31 protein-coding genes and 2 pseudogenes are annotated in these 20,990 nt (G+C 67.8%); 32 read left to right on the top strand and 1 reads right to left on the bottom strand.

What is annotated here, in order from left to right; all coding sequences use genetic code 11:
- Position 1 precedes the first annotated feature (1 nt).
- The 28 genes and pseudogenes from rplD to rplQ all read left to right on the top strand — a co-directional run bounded on the left by rplD (position 2) and on the right by rplQ (position 15,469).
- A complete protein-coding gene (rplD, locus tag AC2W7E_RS08815; RefSeq protein WP_025102407.1) occupies positions 2 to 664 on the top strand; it encodes a 50S ribosomal protein L4 in 663 nt (220 codons plus the stop codon).
- Complete coding sequence (gene rplW / locus AC2W7E_RS08820; RefSeq protein ID WP_025102406.1) at positions 661 to 984, top strand: 50S ribosomal protein L23; 324 nt, start codon at positions 661 to 663, stop codon at positions 982 to 984. Before rplD ends, rplW begins: the two co-directional genes overlap by 4 nt.
- A gap of 20 nt (positions 985 to 1,004) precedes the next feature.
- Positions 1,005 to 1,844: a 50S ribosomal protein L2 gene (rplB, locus tag AC2W7E_RS08825; protein ID WP_025102405.1), complete on the top strand. Its 840-nt coding sequence runs from the start codon at positions 1,005 to 1,007 to the stop codon at positions 1,842 to 1,844.
- 12 nt (positions 1,845 to 1,856) lie between these two features.
- Positions 1,857 to 2,138 carry a 30S ribosomal protein S19 gene (gene rpsS / locus AC2W7E_RS08830; protein WP_017201589.1) on the top strand — a complete coding sequence of 94 codons (282 nt, stop codon included), beginning with the start codon at positions 1,857 to 1,859 and terminating at the stop codon, positions 2,136 to 2,138.
- A 25-nt stretch (positions 2,139 to 2,163) separates the two neighbouring features.
- Positions 2,164 to 2,562: a 50S ribosomal protein L22 gene (gene rplV / locus AC2W7E_RS08835; protein WP_025102404.1), complete on the top strand. Its 399-nt coding sequence runs from the start codon at positions 2,164 to 2,166 to the stop codon at positions 2,560 to 2,562.
- On the top strand, positions 2,562 to 3,314 hold the full coding sequence (gene rpsC / locus AC2W7E_RS08840) for a 30S ribosomal protein S3 (protein WP_025102403.1): 753 nt from the start codon (positions 2,562 to 2,564) through the stop codon (positions 3,312 to 3,314). The genes rplV and rpsC overlap by 1 nt, the downstream gene beginning before the upstream one ends.
- Positions 3,314 to 3,733, top strand: coding sequence for a 50S ribosomal protein L16 (gene rplP / locus AC2W7E_RS08845; RefSeq protein ID WP_025102402.1), 420 nt, complete (start codon positions 3,314 to 3,316; stop codon positions 3,731 to 3,733). The genes rpsC and rplP overlap by 1 nt, the downstream gene beginning before the upstream one ends.
- A complete protein-coding gene (gene rpmC, locus AC2W7E_RS08850; RefSeq protein WP_025102401.1) occupies positions 3,733 to 4,050 on the top strand; it encodes a 50S ribosomal protein L29 in 318 nt (105 codons plus the stop codon). Before rplP ends, rpmC begins: the two co-directional genes overlap by 1 nt.
- Positions 4,050 to 4,367 (top strand): 30S ribosomal protein S17, encoded by a 318-nt coding sequence (gene rpsQ, locus AC2W7E_RS08855; RefSeq protein WP_025102400.1) that lies wholly within the window; start codon positions 4,050 to 4,052, stop codon positions 4,365 to 4,367. The genes rpmC and rpsQ overlap by 1 nt, the downstream gene beginning before the upstream one ends.
- Positions 4,364 to 4,732, top strand: a complete 369-nt coding sequence (gene rplN / locus AC2W7E_RS08860; RefSeq protein WP_025102399.1) for a 50S ribosomal protein L14 — start codon at positions 4,364 to 4,366, stop codon at positions 4,730 to 4,732. The genes rpsQ and rplN overlap by 4 nt, the downstream gene beginning before the upstream one ends.
- Positions 4,733 to 4,734: 2 nt before the next feature.
- Positions 4,735 to 5,094 carry a 50S ribosomal protein L24 gene (gene rplX, locus AC2W7E_RS08865; protein ID WP_025102398.1) on the top strand — a complete coding sequence of 120 codons (360 nt, stop codon included), beginning with the start codon at positions 4,735 to 4,737 and terminating at the stop codon, positions 5,092 to 5,094.
- Positions 5,094 to 5,684 carry a 50S ribosomal protein L5 gene (gene rplE / locus AC2W7E_RS08870; protein WP_217316511.1) on the top strand — a complete coding sequence of 197 codons (591 nt, stop codon included), beginning with the start codon at positions 5,094 to 5,096 and terminating at the stop codon, positions 5,682 to 5,684. The genes rplX and rplE overlap by 1 nt, the downstream gene beginning before the upstream one ends.
- A 132-nt stretch (positions 5,685 to 5,816) precedes the next feature.
- On the top strand, positions 5,817 to 6,215 hold the full coding sequence (gene rpsH / locus AC2W7E_RS08875; RefSeq protein ID WP_025102396.1) for a 30S ribosomal protein S8: 399 nt from the start codon (positions 5,817 to 5,819) through the stop codon (positions 6,213 to 6,215).
- Between the two features lie 6 nt (positions 6,216 to 6,221).
- Positions 6,222 to 6,758 (top strand): 50S ribosomal protein L6, encoded by a 537-nt coding sequence (gene rplF / locus AC2W7E_RS08880; RefSeq protein ID WP_025102395.1) that lies wholly within the window; start codon positions 6,222 to 6,224, stop codon positions 6,756 to 6,758.
- A 2-nt stretch (positions 6,759 to 6,760) separates the two neighbouring features.
- Positions 6,761 to 7,120: a 50S ribosomal protein L18 gene (gene rplR, locus AC2W7E_RS08885; RefSeq protein ID WP_025102394.1), complete on the top strand. Its 360-nt coding sequence runs from the start codon at positions 6,761 to 6,763 to the stop codon at positions 7,118 to 7,120.
- A gap of 20 nt (positions 7,121 to 7,140) precedes the next feature.
- Positions 7,141 to 7,815, top strand: a complete 675-nt coding sequence (gene rpsE, locus AC2W7E_RS08890) for a 30S ribosomal protein S5 (protein WP_200838869.1) — start codon at positions 7,141 to 7,143, stop codon at positions 7,813 to 7,815.
- Complete coding sequence (rpmD, locus tag AC2W7E_RS08895) at positions 7,815 to 8,000, top strand: 50S ribosomal protein L30 (protein ID WP_017201575.1); 186 nt, start codon at positions 7,815 to 7,817, stop codon at positions 7,998 to 8,000. The genes rpsE and rpmD overlap by 1 nt, the downstream gene beginning before the upstream one ends.
- Positions 8,000 to 8,617, top strand: coding sequence for a 50S ribosomal protein L15 (rplO, locus tag AC2W7E_RS08900; protein ID WP_082758410.1), 618 nt, complete (start codon positions 8,000 to 8,002; stop codon positions 8,615 to 8,617). Before rpmD ends, rplO begins: the two co-directional genes overlap by 1 nt.
- Before the next feature lie 153 nt (positions 8,618 to 8,770).
- On the top strand, positions 8,771 to 10,093 hold the full coding sequence (secY, locus tag AC2W7E_RS08905) for a preprotein translocase subunit SecY (RefSeq protein WP_025102391.1): 1,323 nt from the start codon (positions 8,771 to 8,773) through the stop codon (positions 10,091 to 10,093).
- Positions 10,090 to 10,695 (top strand): adenylate kinase, encoded by a 606-nt coding sequence (locus tag AC2W7E_RS08910; protein WP_062765215.1) that lies wholly within the window; start codon positions 10,090 to 10,092, stop codon positions 10,693 to 10,695. Before secY ends, AC2W7E_RS08910 begins: the two co-directional genes overlap by 4 nt.
- Before the next feature lies 1 nt (position 10,696).
- Positions 10,697 to 11,548: a type I methionyl aminopeptidase gene (map, locus tag AC2W7E_RS08915; protein ID WP_485988947.1), complete on the top strand. Its 852-nt coding sequence runs from the start codon at positions 10,697 to 10,699 to the stop codon at positions 11,546 to 11,548.
- Complete coding sequence (locus AC2W7E_RS08920; RefSeq protein ID WP_126893296.1) at positions 11,548 to 12,219, top strand: DsbA family protein; 672 nt, start codon at positions 11,548 to 11,550, stop codon at positions 12,217 to 12,219. The genes map and AC2W7E_RS08920 overlap by 1 nt, the downstream gene beginning before the upstream one ends.
- Positions 12,220 to 12,391: 172 nt before the next feature.
- Positions 12,392 to 12,613, top strand: coding sequence for a translation initiation factor IF-1 (gene infA / locus AC2W7E_RS08925; RefSeq protein ID WP_018171468.1), 222 nt, complete (start codon positions 12,392 to 12,394; stop codon positions 12,611 to 12,613).
- Between the two features lie 64 nt (positions 12,614 to 12,677).
- The gene (gene rpmJ, locus AC2W7E_RS08930) at positions 12,678 to 12,794 is read left to right on the top strand and encodes a 50S ribosomal protein L36 (protein ID WP_005050492.1); all 117 of its coding nucleotides are present in this window, start codon (positions 12,678 to 12,680) and stop codon (positions 12,792 to 12,794) included.
- Between the two features lie 146 nt (positions 12,795 to 12,940).
- Positions 12,941 to 13,315, top strand: a complete 375-nt coding sequence (rpsM, locus tag AC2W7E_RS08935; protein WP_062632862.1) for a 30S ribosomal protein S13 — start codon at positions 12,941 to 12,943, stop codon at positions 13,313 to 13,315.
- Positions 13,316 to 13,345: 30 nt separating this feature from the next.
- Entirely contained in the window at positions 13,346 to 13,744 is a 399-nt protein-coding gene (gene rpsK, locus AC2W7E_RS08940) for a 30S ribosomal protein S11 (protein ID WP_045249905.1), read from the top strand.
- Positions 13,745 to 13,874: 130 nt separating this feature from the next.
- Positions 13,875 to 14,863: pseudogene (locus AC2W7E_RS08945) on the top strand (DNA-directed RNA polymerase subunit alpha).
- A 34-nt stretch (positions 14,864 to 14,897) separates the two neighbouring features.
- Positions 14,898 to 15,469 (top strand): annotated as a pseudogene (gene rplQ, locus AC2W7E_RS08950) (50S ribosomal protein L17).
- A gap of 53 nt (positions 15,470 to 15,522) precedes the next feature.
- Here the strand turns inward: rplQ and AC2W7E_RS08955 are convergent.
- Entirely contained in the window at positions 15,523 to 16,743 is a 1,221-nt protein-coding gene (locus AC2W7E_RS08955) for a PAS domain-containing protein (protein ID WP_485988948.1), read from the bottom strand.
- A 160-nt stretch (positions 16,744 to 16,903) separates the two neighbouring features.
- Between AC2W7E_RS08955 and AC2W7E_RS08960 the strand changes: the two genes are divergently transcribed.
- From AC2W7E_RS08960 to AC2W7E_RS08975, 4 genes are read left to right on the top strand one after another with little or no spacing between them, the layout of a single operon-like run.
- Positions 16,904 to 17,923 carry a Bug family tripartite tricarboxylate transporter substrate binding protein gene (locus AC2W7E_RS08960; protein WP_062765201.1) on the top strand — a complete coding sequence of 340 codons (1,020 nt, stop codon included), beginning with the start codon at positions 16,904 to 16,906 and terminating at the stop codon, positions 17,921 to 17,923.
- Position 17,924: 1 nt separating this feature from the next.
- On the top strand, positions 17,925 to 18,485 hold the full coding sequence (locus AC2W7E_RS08965) for a tripartite tricarboxylate transporter TctB family protein (RefSeq protein WP_217316505.1): 561 nt from the start codon (positions 17,925 to 17,927) through the stop codon (positions 18,483 to 18,485).
- The gene (locus AC2W7E_RS08970; RefSeq protein ID WP_085606370.1) at positions 18,485 to 20,032 is read left to right on the top strand and encodes a tripartite tricarboxylate transporter permease; all 1,548 of its coding nucleotides are present in this window, start codon (positions 18,485 to 18,487) and stop codon (positions 20,030 to 20,032) included. The genes AC2W7E_RS08965 and AC2W7E_RS08970 overlap by 1 nt, the downstream gene beginning before the upstream one ends.
- Positions 20,033 to 20,078: 46 nt before the next feature.
- A complete protein-coding gene (locus tag AC2W7E_RS08975; RefSeq protein WP_025102380.1) occupies positions 20,079 to 20,876 on the top strand; it encodes a sulfite exporter TauE/SafE family protein in 798 nt (265 codons plus the stop codon).
- Positions 20,877 to 20,990: the final 114 nt, after the last annotated feature.

Here is a 20,990-nt window from a genome sequence, read left to right on the forward strand (position 1 = left end):
CATGGCTGACTCCACTCTCGCGCTCGACGTCCTCAAGGCAGACGGCAAGAAGGCAGGCTCCGTCGAGCTTCCCGCCGCGCTGTTCGACGTCAAGACGAACATCCCGCTCATCCACCAGGTCGTCGTCGCGCAGCTCGCGGCGGCTCGCCAGGGCACGCACTCGACCAAGCGTCGTGGCGAGGTCTCGGGTGCCGGCCGCAAGCCCTTCAAGCAGAAGGGCACGGGTAACGCCCGCCAGGGCTCGATCCGCGCGCCGCACATGACCGGCGGTGGCATCGTGCACGGCCCGAAGCCGCGCGACTACTCGCAGCGCACCCCCAAGAAGATGATCGCGGCCGCCCTGCTGGGCGCGCTCAGCGACCGCTTCCGCGGTGACCGTCTGCACGCGATCGACACGTTCGGCACCGACGGCGCGCCGTCGACCAAGGCCGCCGCGGGCTTCCTCGCCCAGGTCGCCACGTCGAAGAACGTCCTCGTGGTCATCGAGCGCGGCGACGAGCTCGCGCTCAAGAGCATCCGCAACCTCGGCCACGTCCACGTGCTGACGTTCGACCAGCTCAACGCCTACGACGTGCTCGTCTCCGACGACATCGTCTTCACCCAGGCCGCGCTCGAGGGCTTCATCGCCTCCAAGTCCGGCGCCAACCAGGAGGTCTCCGCATGAGCGAGCAGGCATCTGTTCTCCAGACGGCCCTGAACAAGGACCCGCGCGACATCATCCTGAAGCCGGTCGTGTCCGAGAAGAGCTACGGCCTGATCGACGAGGGCAAGTACACCTTCCTCGTCGACCCGCGCGCTTCGAAGACCGAGATCAAGCTCGCCATCGAGAAGATCTTCGGCGTCAAGGTCGCGTCCGTCAACACGATCAACCGCGTCGGCAAGGCCCGTCGCACCCGCTTCGGCACCGGTAAGCGCAAGGACACCAAGCGCGCCATCGTGAGCCTGAAGTCGGGCACCATCGACATCTTCACGGCAATCGGCTGATCCGGGGGATAAGGACAATCATGGCTATTCGCAAGTACAAGCCCACGACCCCGGGCCGTCGCGGCTCGTCGGTGGCTGACTTCGCCGAGATCACCCGATCGACGCCGGAGAAGTCGCTGCTGCGCCCGATCTCGAAGACCGGTGGTCGCAACAACCAGGGCCGCATCACGACCCGTCACATCGGTGGTGGCCACAAGCGCCAGTACCGCGTCATCGACTTCCGTCGCAATGACAAGGACGGCGTGAACGCCAAGGTCGCGCACATCGAGTACGACCCCAACCGCACCGCGCGCATCGCGCTGCTGCACTACTTCGACGGCGAGAAGCGCTACATCCTCGCGCCGGCGAAGCTGAAGCAGGGCGACATCGTCGAGTCGGGCCCCGCGGCGGACATCAAGCCGGGAAACAACCTCCCGCTGAAGAACATCCCCACGGGTACCGTCATCCACGCCATCGAGCTCCGCCCCGGCGGCGGCGCGAAGATGGCGCGCTCGGCCGGTGCGTCGGTCCGCCTCGTCGCCAAGGACGGCCCCTACGCCCAGCTGCGTCTGCCCTCCGGTGAGATCCGCAACGTCGATGCGCGCTGCCGCGCGACCATCGGCGAGGTCGGCAACGCCGAGCAGTCGAACATCAACTGGGGCAAGGCCGGCCGCATGCGCTGGAAGGGCGTCCGCCCGACCGTCCGCGGTGTCGCGATGAACCCGGTCGACCACCCGCACGGTGGTGGTGAGGGCAAGACGTCCGGTGGACGTCACCCCGTCTCCCCGTGGGGTCAGGCCGAGGGCCGCACCCGCCACGCCAACAAGGAAAGCGACAAGTACATCGTGCGTCGTCGCAACGCCGGCAAGAAGCGCAAGTAGGAGTAAGAGAAGATGCCTCGCAGTCTCAAGAAGGGCCCCTTCGTCGACGAGCACCTGCTTCGCAAGGTGGTCGTGCAGAACGAAGCCGGCACGAAGAACGTCATCAAGACCTGGTCCCGCCGGTCCATGATCATCCCGGCCATGCTGGGTCACACGATCGCGGTCCACGACGGTCGCAAGCACATCCCCGTGTTTGTCTCCGAGACCATGGTCGGTCACAAGCTGGGCGAGTTCGCGCCCACCCGCACCTTCCGCGGCCACGAGAAGGACGACAAGAAGGGCCGTCGCCGCTGACGCGGCGGCGATAGAGGAGAGAGAAATGGTGGAGTCCATCGCACGCGTGCGACACATCCGCGTGACCCCTCAGAAGGCTCGTCGTGTCGTCGCGCTCATCAAGGGCAAGCAGGCCCAGGAGGCTCTGGCGATCCTGAAGTTCGCTCAGCAGTCCGCCAGTGAGCCGATCTACAAGCTTGTCGCGTCGGCCATGGCCAACGCGCAGGTCAAGGCGGATCGTGACGGCGAGTACCTCGACGAGCAGGACCTGTACGTGAAGAACGCGTACGTGGACGAGGGCACGACGCTCAAGCGTTTCCAGCCCCGTGCACAGGGTCGCGCTTTCCAGATCAAGAAGCGCACGAGCCACATCACGGTCGTGCTCTCGACGCCGGAGGCGGCTCCTGCCGCGGCCGGCGACAGCAACAAGAAGGCGAGCAAGTAATGGGACAGAAGGTCAACCCGTACGGCTTCCGCCTCGGCATCACCACGGACCACGTGTCGCGCTGGTTCTCCGACTCGACGAAGCCGGGTCAGCGTTACGCCGACTACGTGGCCGAGGACATCAAGATCCGTCGCCTGCTGCAGACGCAGCTCGACCGTGCCGGCGTCTCGAACATCGAGATCGAGCGCACCCGTGACCGCGTCCGCGTCGACATCCACACCGCCCGCCCGGGCATCGTGATCGGTCGTCGTGGTGCAGAGGCCGAGCGCATCCGCGGCGACCTCGAGAAGCTCACGGGCAAGCAGATCCAGCTGAACATCCTCGAGGTCAAGAACCCCGAGGCCGACGCTCAGCTGGTCGCCCAGGGCATCGCCGAGCAGCTCTCGGCTCGCGTGGCGTTCCGTCGCGCGATGCGCAAGGGTCTGCAGGGCGCGCAGCGCGCCGGCGCCAAGGGCATCCGCATCCAGGTCTCGGGCCGTCTCGGCGGCGCCGAGATGAGCCGGTCGGAGTTCTACCGCGAGGGTCGTGTGCCGCTGCACACGCTGCGCGCGAACATCGACTACGGCTTCTACGAGGCCAAGACCACCTTCGGCCGCATCGGCGTGAAGGTGTGGATCTACAAGGGCGACCTCACCGCCAAGGAGCTCGCGCGCGAGCAGGCCAACGCGCCGAAGTCGCGCCGTGACGACCGTGGTGACCGCCGCCGTGCCCCGCGCAACGAGGCACCTGTTGCAGAAGGAGCGTCGGCATAATGCTCATCCCCCGTAAGGTCAAGTACCGCAAGCAGCACCACCCGGGGCGCTCGGGTCAGGCCACCGGCGGCACGAAGGTCTCCTTCGGCGAGTTCGGCATCCAGGCCCTCACCCCCGCGTACGTGACGAACCGTCAGATCGAGTCCGCTCGTATCGCGATGACCCGTCACATCAAGCGTGGCGGCAAGGTGTGGATCAACATCTACCCGGACCGTCCGCTCACGAAGAAGCCGGCCGAGACCCGCATGGGTTCCGGTAAGGGTTCCCCCGAGTGGTGGGTCGCCAACGTCAAGCCGGGCCGCGTCCTCTTCGAGGTCGCGGGTGTCGACGAGCAGCTCGCTCGCGAGGCACTGACCCGTGCAATCCACAAGCTGCCGCTCAAGGCACGCATCATCAAGCGCGAGGAGGGCGACGCGTAATGGCGATCGGCACCAAGGAGCTCGCTCCGGCAGAGCTCGACACGTTCGAAGACCAGCGCCTCGTTGAGGAGCTGCGCAAGGCCAAGGAGGAGCTGTTCAACCTCCGTTTCCAGTCGGCCACCGGCCAGCTGGAGAGCCACGGCCGCATCCGCGCCGTCAAGCGCGACATCGCGCGCCTCTACACGGTGATCCGCGAGCGCGAGCTGGGCATCCGTGCGACGCCCGCTCCGGTCGAGGCTCCCGCGAAGAAGGCGACCAAGTCGAAGGCGAAGAAGGCGGACGCCGCCGAGGACGCCCCGAAGGAAGAGGCTGAGTGATGGCCACCAAGAAGGAAGCCGCCGTCGAGGCTGAGCACGCCGCTCACGACGTGCGCGACGCCGACGCCCGCGGGTACCGCAAGGCCCGTCGTGGCTATGTCGTCAGCGACAAGATGGACAAGACGATCGTCGTCGAGGTCGAGGACCGCGTGAAGCACCCGCTTTACGGCAAGGTCATCCGCCGGACGTCGAAGGTCAAGGCGCACGATGAGGCGAACTCCGCCGGCATCGGCGACCTGGTCCTGATCAACGAGACCCGCCCGCTGAGCGCCACCAAGCGCTGGCGTCTGGTGGAGATTCTGGAGAAGGCCAAGTGATTCAGCAGGAGTCCCGTCTCAAGGTCGCCGACAACACCGGCGCCAAGGAGCTGCTCACGATCCGCGTCCTCGGTGGCTCGCGCCGCCGGTACGCCGGTCTGGGCGACACCATCGTCGCGACCGTCAAGGACGCGATCCCCGGTGGCAACGTCAAGAAGGGCGACGTCGTCAAGGCGGTCATCGTCCGCACCAAGAAGGAGACCCGTCGTCCCGACGGCTCCTACATCAAGTTCGACGAGAACGCCGCCGTCATCCTGAAGAACGACGGGGAGCCCCGCGGCACCCGTATCTTCGGGCCGGTCGGCCGTGAGCTTCGCGACAAGAAGTTCATGAAGATCGTCTCGCTGGCACCGGAGGTCATCTGATCATGGCGAAGATCAAGAAGGGCGACCTGGTTCAGGTCATCTCGGGCGCCAAGCCCGAGCGTGGTGGCGACCGCGGCAAGCAGGGCAAGGTCCTCGACGTCCTCGTCGAGCAGAACCGTGTCGTCGTCGAAGGCGTCAACTACGTCACCAAGCACACGCGCGTCGGTCAGACGCAGCGTGGCACGAAGACGGGTGGCCTCGAGACCGTCGAGGCGCCCATCCACATCTCGAACGTCGCACTCGTCGACCCCTCGACCAAGAAGCCGACCAAGGTCGGCCACCGGGTCGAGGAGCAGACCAAGGACGGCGTGAAGCGCACCGTCCGCGTGCGCTTCGCGAAGAAGAGCGGTAAGGACCTCTGATGGCAACGACCGACGCTGCGGTGGCTGGCAAGATCCAGCCCCGCCTGAAGGCGAAGTACAACGCCGAGATCAAGAAGGCTCTGCAGGACGAGTTCGGCTACGAGAACGTCATGCAGATCCCCGGCCTGGTCAAGGTCGTCGTGAACACCGGTGTCGGCGAGGCTGCTCGCGACAGCAAGGTGATCGAAGGTGCGGTCGACGACCTCACCAAGATCACCGGCCAGAAGCCGATCGTCACCAAGGCCCGCAAGTCCATCGCGCAGTTCAAGCTGCGTGAGGGCCAGGCCATCGGCGCGCACGTCACCCTCCGTGGCGACCGTGCGTGGGAGTTCGTGGACCGCCTGGTCTCGCTCGCGCTGCCCCGCATCCGCGACTTCCGCGGTCTGTCGGCCAAGCAGTTCGACGGCAACGGCAACTACACCTTCGGTCTCCAGGAGCAGAGCGTGTTCCACGAGATCGATCAGGACAAGATCGACCGCGTCCGTGGTTTCGACATCACCGTCGTGACCTCGGCGAAGACGGACGACGAGGGTCGGGCGCTGCTCCGTCACCTCGGCTTCCCGTTCCGCGCGGACGACGCCCAGGCGTGACCCTTCGACGGGCTCAGTGGTCTCGTGTCACTGAGCCCGTCGATGTGCACGTACAATTGAAGATTGCGTGCTCATCGCAGGCCGTCTGTCGTGTAACGGCAGCCGGAACCTCATGAACGAAAGTAGACAACAATGACAATGACAGACCCGGTCGCAGACATGCTGACCCGTCTGCGCAACGCGAACTCGGCGCACCACGACACCGTGACGCTGCCGTCGAGCAAGCTCAAGACGCACATCGCAGAGATCCTCCAGCAGGAGGGCTACATCGCCGGTTGGGAGACCTCCGACGCGCGCGTGGGCAAGAACCTCACGCTGACGCTGAAGTACGGCCCGAACCGCGAGCGCTCGATCGCGGGCATCAAGCGCGTGTCGAAGCCCGGCCTCCGCGTGTACGCGAAGTCGACCGAGATCCCCACGGTCCTCGGCGGCCTCGGCGTGGCCATCCTGTCCACCTCCTCCGGTCTCCTCACGGACCGCCAGGCTGAGCAGAAGGGCGTGGGCGGAGAAGTTCTCGCCTACGTGTGGTAATCCGAAATGTCGCGTATTGGACGACTTCCCATCGACGTTCCCGCGGGCGTGACCGTTTCGGTCGACGGCCGTGAGGTCGCGGTGAAGGGCCCCAAGGGTGAGCTCACCCTCACGGTGGCCAGCCCCATCGAGGTGTCGGTCGAGGAGAACCAGGTTCTCGTCACCCGCCCCGACGACGAGCGCGAGTCCCGGTCGCTTCACGGCCTGACCCGCACGCTCATCAACAACAACATCATCGGCGTGACCCAGGGCTACACCAAGGGTCTCGAGGTCGTCGGCACCGGTTACCGCGTGCAGCAGAAGGGCAACTCGGTCGAGTTCGCCCTCGGCTTCTCGCACCCGGTCCTGGTCGACCCGCCCGCCGGCATCACGCTCACGGTCGAGGGCACGAACAAGCTCACCGTCAGCGGGATCGACAAGCAGGCCGTCGGTGAGGCGGCTGCGAACATCCGCAAGATCCGCAAGCCCGAGCCGTACAAGGGCAAGGGTGTGCGCTACGCCGGCGAGGTCGTGCGTCGCAAGGCCGGAAAGGCTGGTAAGTAACCATGGCTGTGAAGTCGAAGTCCGACGCCCGCGCGCGTCGTCACGCCCGTCTTCGCAAGAAGATCGTGGGCACCGAGGTGCGTCCGCGCCTCGTCGTCAACCGTTCGGCGCGTCACGTCTTCGTGCAGCTCGTCGACGACAGCAAGGGCCACACGGTCGCCTCGGCCTCGACGCTCGAGACCGACCTGCGTTCGCTGGATGGCGACAAGACCGCCAAGGCTCGCAAGGTCGGCGAGCTCCTCGCCGAGCGTGCGAAGGCCGCAGGCGTTTCCGAGGCAGTGTTCGACCGTGGCGGCAACCGCTACGCGGGTCGTGTCGCCGCCATCGCCGACGGCGCCCGTGAAGGGGGTCTGGCACTGTGAGTGACAACAAGGAGAACGAAGTGACCGAAGCGGCTGCTGCCACTTCCGAGACGGCCGCCGGCACCACGCAGGCTGAGCCCACTCGCGACCAGCGGGACGGCCGCCGCGGCGGACGTGACCGCAACCAGGGCGGCCGCGACCGCAACTCGCGCGACCGCGGCGACAACCAGTTCCTGGAGCGCGTCGTCACCATCAACCGCGTCTCGAAGGTCGTGAAGGGTGGTCGTCGCTTCAGCTTCACCGCTCTCGTGGTCGTCGGCGACGGCAACGGTCTGGTGGGCGTCGGCTACGGCAAGGCCCGTGAGGTCCCCCTGGCGATCTCGAAGGGTGTCGAAGAGGCCAAGCGCAACTTCTTCCGCGTCCCGCGCGTCGGCAGCACCATCCCGCACCCCGTGCAGGGTGAGTCGGCCGCCGGTGTGGTGCTCCTGCGCCCCGCCGCTGCCGGTACCGGTGTCATCGCCGGTGGTCCGGTCCGCGCCGTGCTCGAGTGCGCCGGCATCCACGACGTGCTGTCCAAGTCGCTCGGCTCGTCGAACACGATCAACATCGTGCACGCGACGGTCACCGCCCTGAAGGAGCTCGAGGAGCCCCGCGCCGTCGCCGCACGTCGTGGTCTCGAGTTCGACCAGGTCGCCCCGGCCCGGCTCGTCCGCGCCGAGGCCGAGGCCATCGCCGCACAGAAGGTAGGTGCCTGATGGCCGCGCGACTCAAGGTCACGCAGATCAAGTCCAAGGTGAGCGAGAAGCAGAACCAGCGCGACACGCTGCGCAGCCTCGGTCTCAAGCGGATCGGTGACACCACCGTCCGCCCCGACGACGCGCAGACGCGCGGCTACGTCAAGACCGTCGCCCACCTCGTCAAGGTTGAGGAGATCGACTAATGGCTGAGAAGAACGAGGCCGTCGAGGCCGAGAAGGCCACGAAGAAGGCGGCGGCTCCCAAGGCCGACGCCGCCAAGAAGCCCGCCGCGAAGAAGGCACCGGCCAAGACCGCTGCCGCCGACGCGAAGGCCGACGGCTCCGCCAAGGCTGCGCCGAAGAAGGACGCCCCGGCGTCCCGCCCCGGCGTGCTGAAGGTCCACCACCTGCGTCCGGTCCCGGGTGCCAACACCGCGAAGACCCGTGTCGGTCGCGGTGAGGGCTCGAAGGGCAAGACGGCCGGTCGCGGCACGAAGGGCACCAAGGCCCGCAACACCGTGCGCGTCGGCTTCGAGGGTGGCCAGATGCCGCTGCACATGCGCACGCCGAAGCTGCGCGGCTTCAAGAACCCGTTCCGCGTCGAGTACCAGGTCGTGAACCTGGAGAAGCTCGCGGAGCTCTACCCCCAGGGTGGCGACGTCACCGTGAGCGACCTGGTCGCCAAGGGTGCGGTTCGCAAGAACGAGAAGGTCAAGGTTCTCGGCAACGGCGACATCGCCGTGAAGCTCACCGTCGCGGTCGACAAGGTCTCGGGTTCCGCCGAGCAGAAGATCGTGGCTGCGGGCGGATCCGTCAAGTAACCACTGCGGAAGAGGGGTCGGAGATTCTCCGGCCCCTCTTCTGGTTCGGTGGGGGAGAAGCCGACCGCTCGCATTCCCCGGACCTCGGAGTGGGTTACCCTGGTGTTTCAGCCGCCCCTCGGGGGTTCGGCCACCTTTTCAGGAGGAACGTTCTTGTTTAGCGCCATCGCGCGGATCTTCCGCACGCCCGACCTGCGTCGGAAGATCGGTTTCACTCTCGCGATCATCGCGATCTACCGTCTCGGCTCGAACGTCCCCGCGCCGTTCGTCAACTTCCCGAACGTGGAGCAGTGTCTCGCGGCCAATGCCGGCACCGAGGGTCTGCTCGGACTCGTCAACCTCTTCTCCGGCGGCGCTCTGCTGCAGCTGTCGATCTTCGCGCTCGGTGTCATGCCGTACATCACGGCGACGATCATCACGCAGCTCCTGCGCGTCGTCATCCCGCACTTCGAGGCGCTGCACAAGGAGGGCCAGGCCGGACAGGCCAAGCTCACCCAGTACACGCGGTACCTCACGATCGCGCTCGCGCTCCTGCAGTCGACGACCCTCGTCACCGTCGCCCGCACCGGTCAGCTCTTCGGAACGACCGACATCGGCGCGTGCACCCAGCTCCTCACGAACGACGTCTGGTGGGCGCAGGTGCTCATCATCATGGCGATGACGGCTGGCACCGGTCTGATCATGTGGTTCGCCGAGCTCGTCACCGAGCGCGGCATCGGCAACGGCATGTCGCTGCTGATCTTCACCTCCATCGCCGCGACGTTCCCCGGTGCGATGTCGATCATCTGGCAGACCCGCGGCTTCGAGGTGTTCCTCCTCGTGCTCCTCGTCGGCATCATCGTGATGGGTCTCGTCGTCTTCGTCGAGCAGTCCCAGCGGCGCATCCCCGTGCAGTACGCGAAGCGCATGGTGGGACGCCGGACGTACGGCGGCACCAACACGTACATCCCGATCAAGGTCAACATGGCGGGCGTGATCCCGGTCATCTTCGCCTCGTCGCTGCTGTACATCCCCGCGCTCATCGCCCAGTTCAACACCCCGCAGGACGGTTCGACGCCGCCCGCCTGGGTCAGCTGGATCAGCGCGAACTTCACCACCGGCAACAGCCCGATCTACATGGCGGCGTACTTCCTGCTGATCATCGGGTTCACCTACTTCTACGTCGCGATCACGTTCAACCCCGTCGAGGTCGCCGACAACATGAAGAAGTACGGCGGCTTCATCCCCGGGATCCGGGCCGGCCGTCCGACCGCGGAGTACCTGGACTACGTGCTCACCCGCATCACGCTCCCCGGTTCCCTCTACCTGGGCCTGATCGCCCTCATCCCGTTGATCGCCCTCGCCACGGTCGGCGCCAACCAGAACTTCCCGTTCGGTGGCGCGTCGATCCTCATCATCGTCGGCGTGGGTCTCGAGACGGTCAAGCAGATCGACGCCCAGCTGCAGCAGCGACACTACGAAGGACTTCTCCGATGACAGCATCCGCACGTCTTCTCATCGTCGGTCCGCAGGGTTCCGGCAAGGGCACGCAGGGTGTGCGCATCGCCGAGTCCTACGGCATCCCCGTCGTCTCGACCGGCGACATCTTCCGCGCGAACATCAAGGAGGGGACGGCGCTCGGCCAGCAGGTCACCGCGATCCTCGACAAGGGCGACCTCGTGCCGGACGAGCTGACGAGCGAGATCGTGCGCGACCGGCTGAGCCAGGACGACGCGCAGAACGGCTTCCTCCTCGACGGCTACCCCCGCAACACCGCGCAGGTGTCGCACCTGGACGCGTTCCTCGAAGGACGCGGCGAGGCGCTGGACGCCGTGATCCTCCTCGACGTCCCCCGTGAGGAGAGCATCGCCCGCCTCGCGCTCCGCGCCGCCGAGCAGGGCCGTTCCGACGACACCGACGAGGCCATCGCGCACCGACTCGACATCTACGAGAAGGAGACGGCGCCGATCATCGAGGTCTACAGCAGCCGCGGTATCGTCGACCGCATCGACGGCGTGGGCTCCCTCGAGGAGATCACGGAGCGCATCGCCGCCGCCCTGGCCGCTCGCGGACTGCGCTCCGCCGCCTCCGCCGCCTGAGATGTTCCGCCGCTCGATCTACAAGACCCCGGCTCAGCTCCGAGCCCTGGTCGAGCCCGGCCTCATCACCGCCGAGGCCCTCGACGCCGTCCGCGCCCTCATCAAGCCCGGAGTGAAGACGATCGAGCTCGATGCCGCCGCCAACCGCGCGATCGTGCAGCGGGGAGCGGAGTCGAACTTCCAGCTCGTCAAGGGCTACCACCACACGATCTGCGTCTCGGTCAACGAGCAAGTCGTGCACGGCATCCCGGGGGAGCGGGCGCTCCAGCCGGGCGACATCGTCTCGGTGGACTGCGGCGCCCAGTTCGACGGCTGGAACGGTGACAGCGCGATCACGGTCGTCGTCCCCGATCCCGAGCGCCCGGAGCTCGTCGCCCGCCGCGAGGAGCTCTCCCGCGTGACCGAGGGGTCGATGTGGGCGGGCATCGCCGCGATGGCGACGGCATCCTCGATCGACGAGATCGGCGCCGCCATCCAGGACTACATCGAGGCGCAGGGGCCGTCTGCCGTGAGCGGCGAGCCCTACGGGATCCTCCGCGAGTACGTCGGCCACGGGATCGGGCGGAAGATGCACGAGGCGCCCAGCGTCTTCAACTACCGGACACCCGACCGCGGCGCGGACGTGAAGCCCGGGCTCGTGCTCGCCATCGAGCCCATGGTGACCGCCGGCGGCGAGGCGACCTTCGTGGAGGACGACGACTGGACCGTCACGACGGTCGACGGCACGGACGGCTCACATTGGGAACATAGCGTCGCCCTGCATGATGGGGGCATCTGGGTGCTCACCGCGCCCGATGGTGGAAGAGCCGGACTCGCCCCGTTCGGGGTCGAGCCTCGAGAGATCGGAAAGTAATGGCAGCGGCGAAGAGCAACACCAACTGGTTCGCGATCGGCGTCTCCATCGCTGTCGTCGTGGTCCTGGTGGCCCTCGGCGGACTCGTGGTGTTCCTCAACAACCAGGCGACCTCTCCCGGCGCCACCCCGACCGCGAGCGACAACTTCGACGCCGACGCCGGCTCCATCTCCATGGGCGACGGCGACACCACGGTGTCGGTCTTCCTCGACTTCCAGTGCCCGGTCTGCAAGTCCTTCGAGGACCAGTTCGGCGCCGCCCTCGAGGCCAAGGCGCAGAGCGGCGAGATCACCCTCGAGCAGCACCCCATCGCGATCCTGGACCGCTTCTCGCAGGGCACCGAGTTCTCCTCCCGTTCGGCCGGTGCCGCGTTCTGCGTCGCCGAGTCCGACTCCGACCTCTACTTCGACTACGCGAAGGTCCTGTTCGAGAACCAGCCGGCGGAGAACAGCCCCGGCCTCACGAACGAGCAGCTCGCCGAGTTCGCCACCCAGGTCGGCGCGGGCGACGATGTGGTGTCCTGCATCACGGACGAGACGTACCGCAAGTTCGGTGCCGCGCAGGCGAAGGCCAACGACATCCAGGGCACGCCGACCGTCGAGATCGACGGCGAGCGGCTCGACCTCCAGAACCAGGACGACATGAAGCGGTTCACCGACCTGCTCGGCTGACACGCACCGACCCCTCGACGCCCCGTCCGGCCAAGTTGCCGGATGGGGCGTCGTCGGATAACATAGATCTTTGGTGCCTTGTGCCATGCGTTCGGCGTGTCCGATCCGGCCCGGTACCGCACATCACCCACCCACCGCAGATCGACCGGTCTGCAGAAGCGTCAGCGAGGCTATGGCTAAGAAAGACGGTGTCATCGAGATCGAGGGCGTCGTGTCGGAGGCTCTGCCCAACGCGATGTTCCGCGTTGAGCTCAGCAATGGACACAAGGTTCTGGCGACGATCTCCGGAAAGATGCGGCAGAACTACATCCGCATCATCCCCGAGGACCGCGTGGTCGTGGAGCTCAGCCCCTACGACCTGACCCGCGGCCGCATCGTCTACCGCTACCGCTGATCGGTCGAGAAGTAACACCCCAGGCTCCACGCCTGCCCGGTGAAGACAGCGAACAGGAAACATCATGAAGGTCAACCCCAGCGTCAAGCCGATCTGCGATCACTGCAAGGTGATCCGCCGCCACGGCCGCGTGATGGTGATCTGCAAGAGCAACCCGCGTCACAAGCAGCGCCAGGGCTGAGCCCCCGCTGCGTGAGCGCCGCTCTCGCAATCTCATAACTCAATACGACACGGCAGGATCAGAACCCGCGGAAGCGGGGGACACCTCGGGGCGGAGGCCCGGGCACCGATCCTGCTCCACACCTCCACAACACCCAGGAGAACCGCATGGCACGTCTTGCCGGCGTTGACATCCCGCGCGACAAGCGCGTGGTGATCGCCCTTACCTACATCTACGGCGTCGGCCGTACCCGCTCGGTCGAGATCCTCAAGGCGACCGACATCGACGAGAGCATCCGCGTGAAGGACCTCAGCGACGACCAGCTCGTCGCCCTCCGCGACTACATCGAAGGCAACTACAAGGTGGAAGGTGACCTGCGCCGCGAGGTGGCCGCAGACATCCGCCGCAAGGTCGAGATCGGCTCCTACGAGGGCCTCCGCCACCGTCGTGGCCTCCCGGTCCGCGGTCAGCGCACCAAGACCAACGCCCGTACCCGCAAGGGCCCGAAGCGCACCGTCGCCGGCAAGAAGAAGGCCCGCTAAGCAGCGGCCAGGGACTAGGAGAACACTTTCATGGCTGCACCCAAGGCCGCCGCGCGCAAGCCGCGCCGCAAGGAGAAGAAGAACATCGCGCTGGGCCAGGCCCACATCAAGTCGACGTTCAACAACACCATCGTTTCGATCACCGACCCGTCCGGCGCTGTCATCAGCTGGGCGTCGTCGGGTGGCGTGGGCTTCAAGGGCTCCCGCAAGTCGACCCCGTACGCCGCAGGCATGGCCGCCGAGTCGGCCGCCCGCCAGGCGCAGGAGCACGGCGTGAAGAAGGTCGACGTCTTCGTGAAGGGTCCGGGCTCCGGCCGCGAGACCGCGATCCGCTCGCTGCAGGCCGCCGGCCTCGAGGTGGGTTCGATCCAGGACGTCACCCCGCAGGCGCACAACGGCTGCCGTCCGCCGAAGCGTCGCCGCGTCTGATGCGTGTGCCGAGCCGCTCGTCCTTCGGGTCGAGCGGCTCGGCGCCCCGCGTGGGGCATCGACTTCCACAACTCAAGACCTCACCCCACCACATGTCATATAGCGGGCATGTGATCGAAAGGAACACAGAGTGCTTATTGCACAGCGTCCCACACTGACCGAGGAAAAGATCGTCGAGAACCGGAGCCGGTTCATCATCGAGCCTCTGGAGCCCGGCTTCGGCTACACGATCGGCAACGCGCTGCGTCGCAGCCTGCTGTCGTCGATCCCCGGCGCCGCTGTCACCAGCGTCCGCATCGACGGTGTGCTGCACGAGTTCAGCACGATCCCCGGCGTGAAGGAGGATGTCACCGAGATCATCCTCAACATCAAGCAGCTGGTCGTCTCCAGCGAGCGCGACGAGCCCATCACCGCGTACCTCCGCAAGACCGGTGCCGGTGAAGTGACCGCCGCCGACATCTCGGCTCCGGCCGGTGTCGAGGTGCACAACCCCGAGCTCGTCATCGCGACGCTCAACGACACCGCCAAGTTCGAGCTCGAGCTCACCATCGAGCGCGGCCGTGGCTACGTCTCCGCGACGCAGAACCGCAACGAGTACGCCGAGGCCGGTCAGATCCCGATCGACTCGATCTACTCGCCCGTGCTGAAGGTCAGCTACCGCGTCGACGCCACCCGTGCCGGTGAGCGCACCGACTTCGACAAGCTCATCCTGACGTCGAGACCAAGTCGGCGATCAGCCCCCGCGACGCCGTCGCCTCGGCTGCCAAGACGCTCACCGAGCTGTTCGGTCTCGCCCGCGAGCTGAACGTCGAGGCCGAGGGCATCGAGATCGGCCCGGCGCCGGTGGAGGCTGTGAACTCCAGCGAGCTGTCGATGCCGATCGAGGACCTCGACCTGTCGGTCCGCTCGTACAACTGCCTGAAGCGTGAGGGCATCAACACCGTTTCTGAGCTCGTCGCCCTGTCGGAGACGCAGCTCATGAACATCCGCAATTTCGGCCAGAAGTCGGTCGACGAGGTGCGTGACAAGCTCATCTCGCTCGGTCTGTCGCTCAAGGATTCGGTGCCCGGTTTCGACGGCGCCCACTTCTACGGCGGCAGCGAAGACGAGTCCTTCTGATACCCGACCCTTTCTGACCAGGAGTTAGACGATTATGCCCAAGCCCACCAAGGGTCCCCGCCTCGGAGGCGGCCCGCCCACGAGCGCCTGCTGCTTGCCAACCTCGCCGCTGCGCTGTACACCCACAAGTCGATCAAGACGACCGAGACGAAGGCCAAGCGCCTGCGTCCGCTCGCCGAGCGCCTCATCACCTTCGCCAAGCGCGGAGACCTCCACGCCCGCCGTCGCGTGCTGTCGGTCATCGGTGACAAGGAAGTCGTGCACGTCCTGTTCAACGAGATCGCTCCGCTCGTCGCGGACCGCGAGGGTGGCTACACGCGCATCACCAAGGTCGGCAACCGCAAGGGCGACAACGCCCCCATGGCCGTGATCGAGCTCGTCCTCGAGCCCGTCACCCCGAAGGCGAAGTCGACCAAGAAGGCCGCTGCGGCCACGAAGGAAGAGAAGCCGGCTGTCGAGGAGGCTCCCGCCGAGGAGACCGTCGAGGCCCCCGCGGACGAGACCCCTGCCGAGGACACGGCTGCCGAGGCCGGCGCCGAGTCGCAGGCCGAGGGCGAGGCCGCTGAGGCCGCCGCCGAGGACGCTGTCGAGAAGAAGTCCGAGTAAGGACAGATCTCCTACGAAGCCCGCCGCCCCTCCGGGGTGGCGGGCTTCGTCGTTCAGCGGGGGTCGGTGATCCGGTAGCGTGCCCCGGGACGCCCCTTGGTGGAGTAGTCCAGAGACCGCACCGCCTGGCCCGTGGCGGCGAGGTGCTCGAGATAGCGGCGCGCACTGACGCGGGAGATCGCGAGATCCGCTCCGATCTCGGTCGCGGAGGCATCCGGTCGGGCGGCGAGGGCGGCGGAGACCCGCTCCAGCGTCTCGGCGCTCAGCCCCTTCGGCAGCCCGTACCGCTCCCGGAAGGCGATGATCGCATCGGCGGCCTCGACCCGGCGCACGACGTCGTGCAGTTCGGTGTGGTCGCGCAGCAGCAGCGTCGCCCCCACGTCGGCGGGCCCGCTCCCCGAGGCCGTGCTCCGCGCGACCAGCACATGCGAGCCGACGATGACGGGGCGTCCCGCGGCCTCCCCCTCACGGAGCACGGTGGCGAGCTCGTCGCCGAGGACGTCATCCGCGGGAGCGCCGTCGAGATCGGCGGCATCGCGACCGAGGAACCGCGCCGCCGCGTCGTTGACCAGGGTGATCCGCCCTGTGCCGTCCACCGTGACGACCCCTTCGCTCAACCCATGCAGGGTCGTCTCCTGGTTCTTGACCAGCGCCGCGATCTGGTGCGGCTCGAGCCGGTAGATGCGGCGCCGGATGAACGACGTCACCCACGCAGCGCCGAATACCCCGAGAACCGCCGCGGCGAGCATGGCGGAGATGAGTCCGACGAGGTTGCTGGTGAACTCCTCGTTCAGCTCGGACTCCAGGATGCCGACGGAGGCGGTGCCGATGACCGTGCCGTCCTCGTCGCGGATGGGCACCTTCACGCGCCACGAGGTCCCGAGCGTCCCGGTCTGCGTGCCCACGAAGATGTCGCCGCCCAGCGGGATCGACGGGTCGGTGGACACCCGCTCGCCGATGCGGTCGGTGTTCGGATGCGAGTACCGGATGCCCTCGTCGTTGGCGACCACCACGTAGGCGAGATCGGAGGCCTCGCGGATGACCTCGGCGACCGGTTGGATGGCGGCGGCCGGGTCCTCGTCGTCGAACGCGTCGAGGACGACGGGAAGAGCGGCGACGGACTGGGCGACCGCCTGCATGCGGTCCTTGTAGGCCTCGCGGAGCGCGTTCTCCTGGAACGCTCCGGCGGCGATGCCGGTCGCGAGGGACACCAGGAACACGATCAGCGCCTGCAGCGCGAGCAGCTGCACACGGAGCGTCATCTTCGAGGCCACGGGTCCATTCTCCCGGGCGGGCGGACGGGCCGCGAGCCGCCGGCGGAGGTGTTCACGACCAATAGTTACGGAACGCGACCAATGGTTTCCGAAGCTTGAGCGGGCGCATCCGCGCCTCGACAGTGGACGGATTGCACCCGAACGCTCAAGGAGGAGCGCCATGAATCACGCCCGCATCGGGACCCTCGCCGCGGCCGTCGCCGCGACCGCCCTGGTCCTCACCTCGTGCTCGACCGCGGACGGCGGAACCGCCGGCTCCGACGGCGGCGACGAGGCGGTCGCCATCACCGACGTGAACATCGTCGTCCCCGCCGACCCGGGTGGCGGCTGGGACCAGACCGGTCGTGCCCTCTCCCAGCTGCTCACCCAGGAGGACATCGTCGGCTCGGCGCCGGTCACCAACGTCGGCGGGGCCGGGGGTACGGTCGGCCTCGCGCAGCTCGCCAACGAGAAGGACCCGGCGACCCTCATGGTCATGGGCCTCGTGATGGTGGGTGCGGTGGAGACCAACGCCTCAGCCGTGCGCATCGAGGACATGACCCCGATCGCCCGCCTCACCGACGAGCCCCTCGTCGTGGTGGTCCCCGCGGACTCCGAGTACGACACCCTGGAGGACCTCGTCGAGGACGTCGTGGACAAGGGCCAGGAGGTCACGATCACCGGCGGCTCCGCCGGGGGAGCCGACCACATCCTCGCCGGACTGCTGCTCGAGGAGGCGGGGCTCGACGGCGCGGAGATCGCCGAGAAGCTGAACTACACGCCCAACTCGGGCGGCGGCGAGGCCACGTCGCTGATCCTGGGCGGCAAGGTGTCGGCAGGCATCTCCGGCGTCGGCGAGTTCCTGCAGCACATCGAAGCCGGCACCATGAAGGCTCTCGCCGTCTCGTCGGAGGAGCCGGTCACGCAGCTGCCGGACGTCGATACGATCACCGACTCCGGATACGACGTCGTGCTCACCAACTGGCGCGGCGTGATCGCGCCGGGCGGCATCAGCGACGCCGAGCGCTCGGAGCTCGAGCGCATCGTCACCGAGTTGGAGGCGTCCGAAGCCTGGAAGGACGAGCTGGAGACGCGGGGCTGGGCGGATGCCTTCCTTACGGGTGCCGAGTTCGACGAGTTCCTCGACGGCAACATCACCGAGGTCACCACGACGCTGCAGAACATCGGGCTGGTCGGCTGACATGACGACCGGGTCTTCCGGACCCGGCGAGGAGGTGCGGACCGACGCCCGTCGGTCCGCACGCCTCGTCGCGTCCCTGCCGCGGGGGGAGCTCGTCTTCGCCCTGCTCATGGTGGCGCTCGGCGTGTTCGCGTTCGCCGGTGTGTTCACCATCCATGTGCCCGCGGGTGGCCAGGTCGGCCCGACGGTCTTCCCGCTGTTCGTCTCGGTGCTGCTGCTCGGCTCCTCTCTCGCCGTCGTGGTGAGCATCCTCCGCGGGCACCGCGGTGTGCCGGAGGAGGGGGAGGACGTCGATCAGAGCCTGCCGACCGACTGGCTCACCCTCGTGAAGATCGTGGCGCTCGTGGTCGCTCATCTGCTCCTCATCGAGCCGCTCGGCTGGGCCCCGGCAGCGGCGCTGCTGTTCGGCGGCGTCGCGTGGGCGCTCGGCGCGCGGCGGTGGTGGATGGCGCTCCTCATCGGCGCGATCATCGCGCTGGTCGTGCAGGTCGTGTTCGGCGGTCTGCTCGGGCTCTCGCTCCCGTGGGGACCGGCGCTCGGCTGGCTGGGAAGGATGTTCTGATGGACAGCTGGAGTCTGCTCCTCGAGGGGTTCGCGACCGCGCTGCAGCCCCAGTACCTCGTGTTCGCCTTCTTCGGCGTGCTGATCGGCACGGCCGTGGGCGTCCTGCCCGGAATCGGGCCGGCGATGACCGTCGCCCTGCTCCTTCCGCTCACCTACACGCTCGAGCCGGCCGCGGCGCTCATCACGTTCGCGGGCATCTACTACGGCGGCATGTACGGCGGGTCGACCACGAGCATCCTGCTGAACACCCCGGGGGAGTCGTCGTCGATCGTGACGGCGATCGAGGGCAACAAGATGGCCAAGCTCGGGCGGGGTGCAGCGGCGCTGGCCACCGCGGCGCTCGGGTCGTTCGTCGCCGGAACCCTCGCCACTGTGGGCCTGACGCTGCTCGCCCCGGTGCTCGCGCAGTTCGCCGTGAACCTCGGGCCCGCCGACTACGTCGCGCTCATCGTCGTGGCCTTCGTCACGGTCGGCGCGCTCATGGGGTCCTCCGTGCCGCGCGGCCTGCTGTCGCTCGGCGTCGGCCTGTTCCTCGGCCTGGTCGGCACCGACTGGCTCTCGGGGCAGCAGCGGTACACGCTCGGCCTGCTGCCGCTGGCGGACGGCATCGACGTGGTGCTCGTGGCGGTCGGGCTCTTCGCCGTCGGCGAGACTCTGTACGTCGCGGCCCGGCTGCGGCACGGCGCGATCGACGTGATCCCCGTGTCGCGCGGGTGGCGCAGCTGGATGACGAAGGACGACTGGCGCCGCTCGTGGAAGCCCTGGCTCCGCGGCACCGCCATCGGCTTCCCCATCGGCACGATCCCGGCCGGTGGCGCCGACGTGGCGACCTTCCTGTCCTACGCCACCGAGCGCAAGCTCTCGCGGCGCAAGGACGAGTTCGGCCGCGGGGCCATCGAAGGCGTCGCGGGCCCGGAGTCGGCGAACAACGCCGCGGCCGCGGGCGTGCTCGTGCCGCTGCTGACGCTGGGCCTTCCGACGACGGCGACCGCCGCGATCATCCTCACGGCGTTCCAGACGTACGGTCTGCAGCCCGGACCGCAGCTGTTCACCGGACAGGCAGACCTCGTCTGGGCGCTGGTGGCGAGCCTCTACATCGGCAACGTGATCCTCCTCGTGCTGAACCTGCCGCTGGTGGGCATGTGGGTGAAGCTCCTGCAGATCCCGCGGCCGTATCTGTACGCGGGCATCCTCCTGTTCGCCGCCTTCGGCGCGTACGCGCTGAACTTCGCGGTCGTCGACATCCTGATCCTGCTCATCATCGGCGTCCTCGGCTACTTCCTGCGGCGGTACGGGTTCCCGGTGGCGCCGCTGGTGGTGGGCATGATCCTCGGGCCCATGGGGGAGGAGCAGCTGCGGCGCGCACTGCAGCTCAGCCAGGGCGACCTGACGACGCTCATCGCGCAGCCGTTCTCCGCGGTCGCCTACGTGATCCTCGCGCTGCTCATCGCCGGCGGGCTGTGGCTGCGGCGCCGGCAGCGCCGGTACGAGCAGGCGCTCACGGAGTCCATCGCGGTGCCCGTCAAAGCGGACTCGGAGGTCTGAGCCCGCACGATTCGAGGAGGGGAGAGGCCGGGAGTAGGCTGATCCGGTGAGCGATGCGACGGTCCTGAAGCGCGGACCCCGCGCCTACGCCACGTTCATCGGCATCGGCCTCCTCGCCGGCCTCCTCTCCGGTCTCTTCGGCGTCGGCGGCGGCACGGTGATCGTCCCGCTGCTGGTGCTCCTGCTCGCGTTCGACCAGCGCCTCGCGGCCGGGACCTCGCTGGCGGCGATCGTCCCGACGGCGACCGTCGGCGTCATCTCCTACGCCGCGTCGGGCTCCGTCGCCTGGATCCCGGCGCTGATCCTCGCGGCCGGGGCCGTGGTCGGAGCGCAGATCGGCACCCGCCTGCTCCCGCGGATCTCGCAGACCGCCCTCCGCTGGGGCTTCGTCGGCTTCCTCGTCGTCGTGATCGTGAGCCTCTTCCTCGTGATCCCCTCGCGCGACGCCGTCTTCGAGCTCACCTGGCTCACCGGGATCGCCCTGGTGGTCGTGGGAATCGGAACGGGCATCCTGGCCGGGCTCATCGGCGTGGGCGGCGGTGTCATCGTCGTCCCGGTGCTCATGCTCGCGTTCGGCACGAGCGACCTCGTCGCCAAGGGCACCTCGCTGCTCATGATGATCCCGACCGCTCTCTCCGGCACGGTCGGCAACCTCCGCAACCGCAACGTCGATCTCCTCGCGGCGCTGCTCATCGGCGTCTCGGCGTGCACCACGACGGCCCTCGGCGCCTGGCTGGCGACCATCGTCGACCCGACCGTCGGCAACCTCCTCTTCGCCGCGTATCTCGTCGTGATCGCGGTGCAGATGGCCCTCAAGGCCGTCCGCGGGCGCCGGCGCGGCTGACGCAGCGGCCGCCGTTCCTGCGGCGCGAGCCGACCGCTGAAGCGCGCCGGACCCGTCCCTTTCCCTGACTCCCGCGAACGATTTTCGCCGCGCCTCTTTACAGGCGGTGCTGCG

The organism is Microbacterium sp. CFSPD4_SD4, from assembly GCF_057364585.1.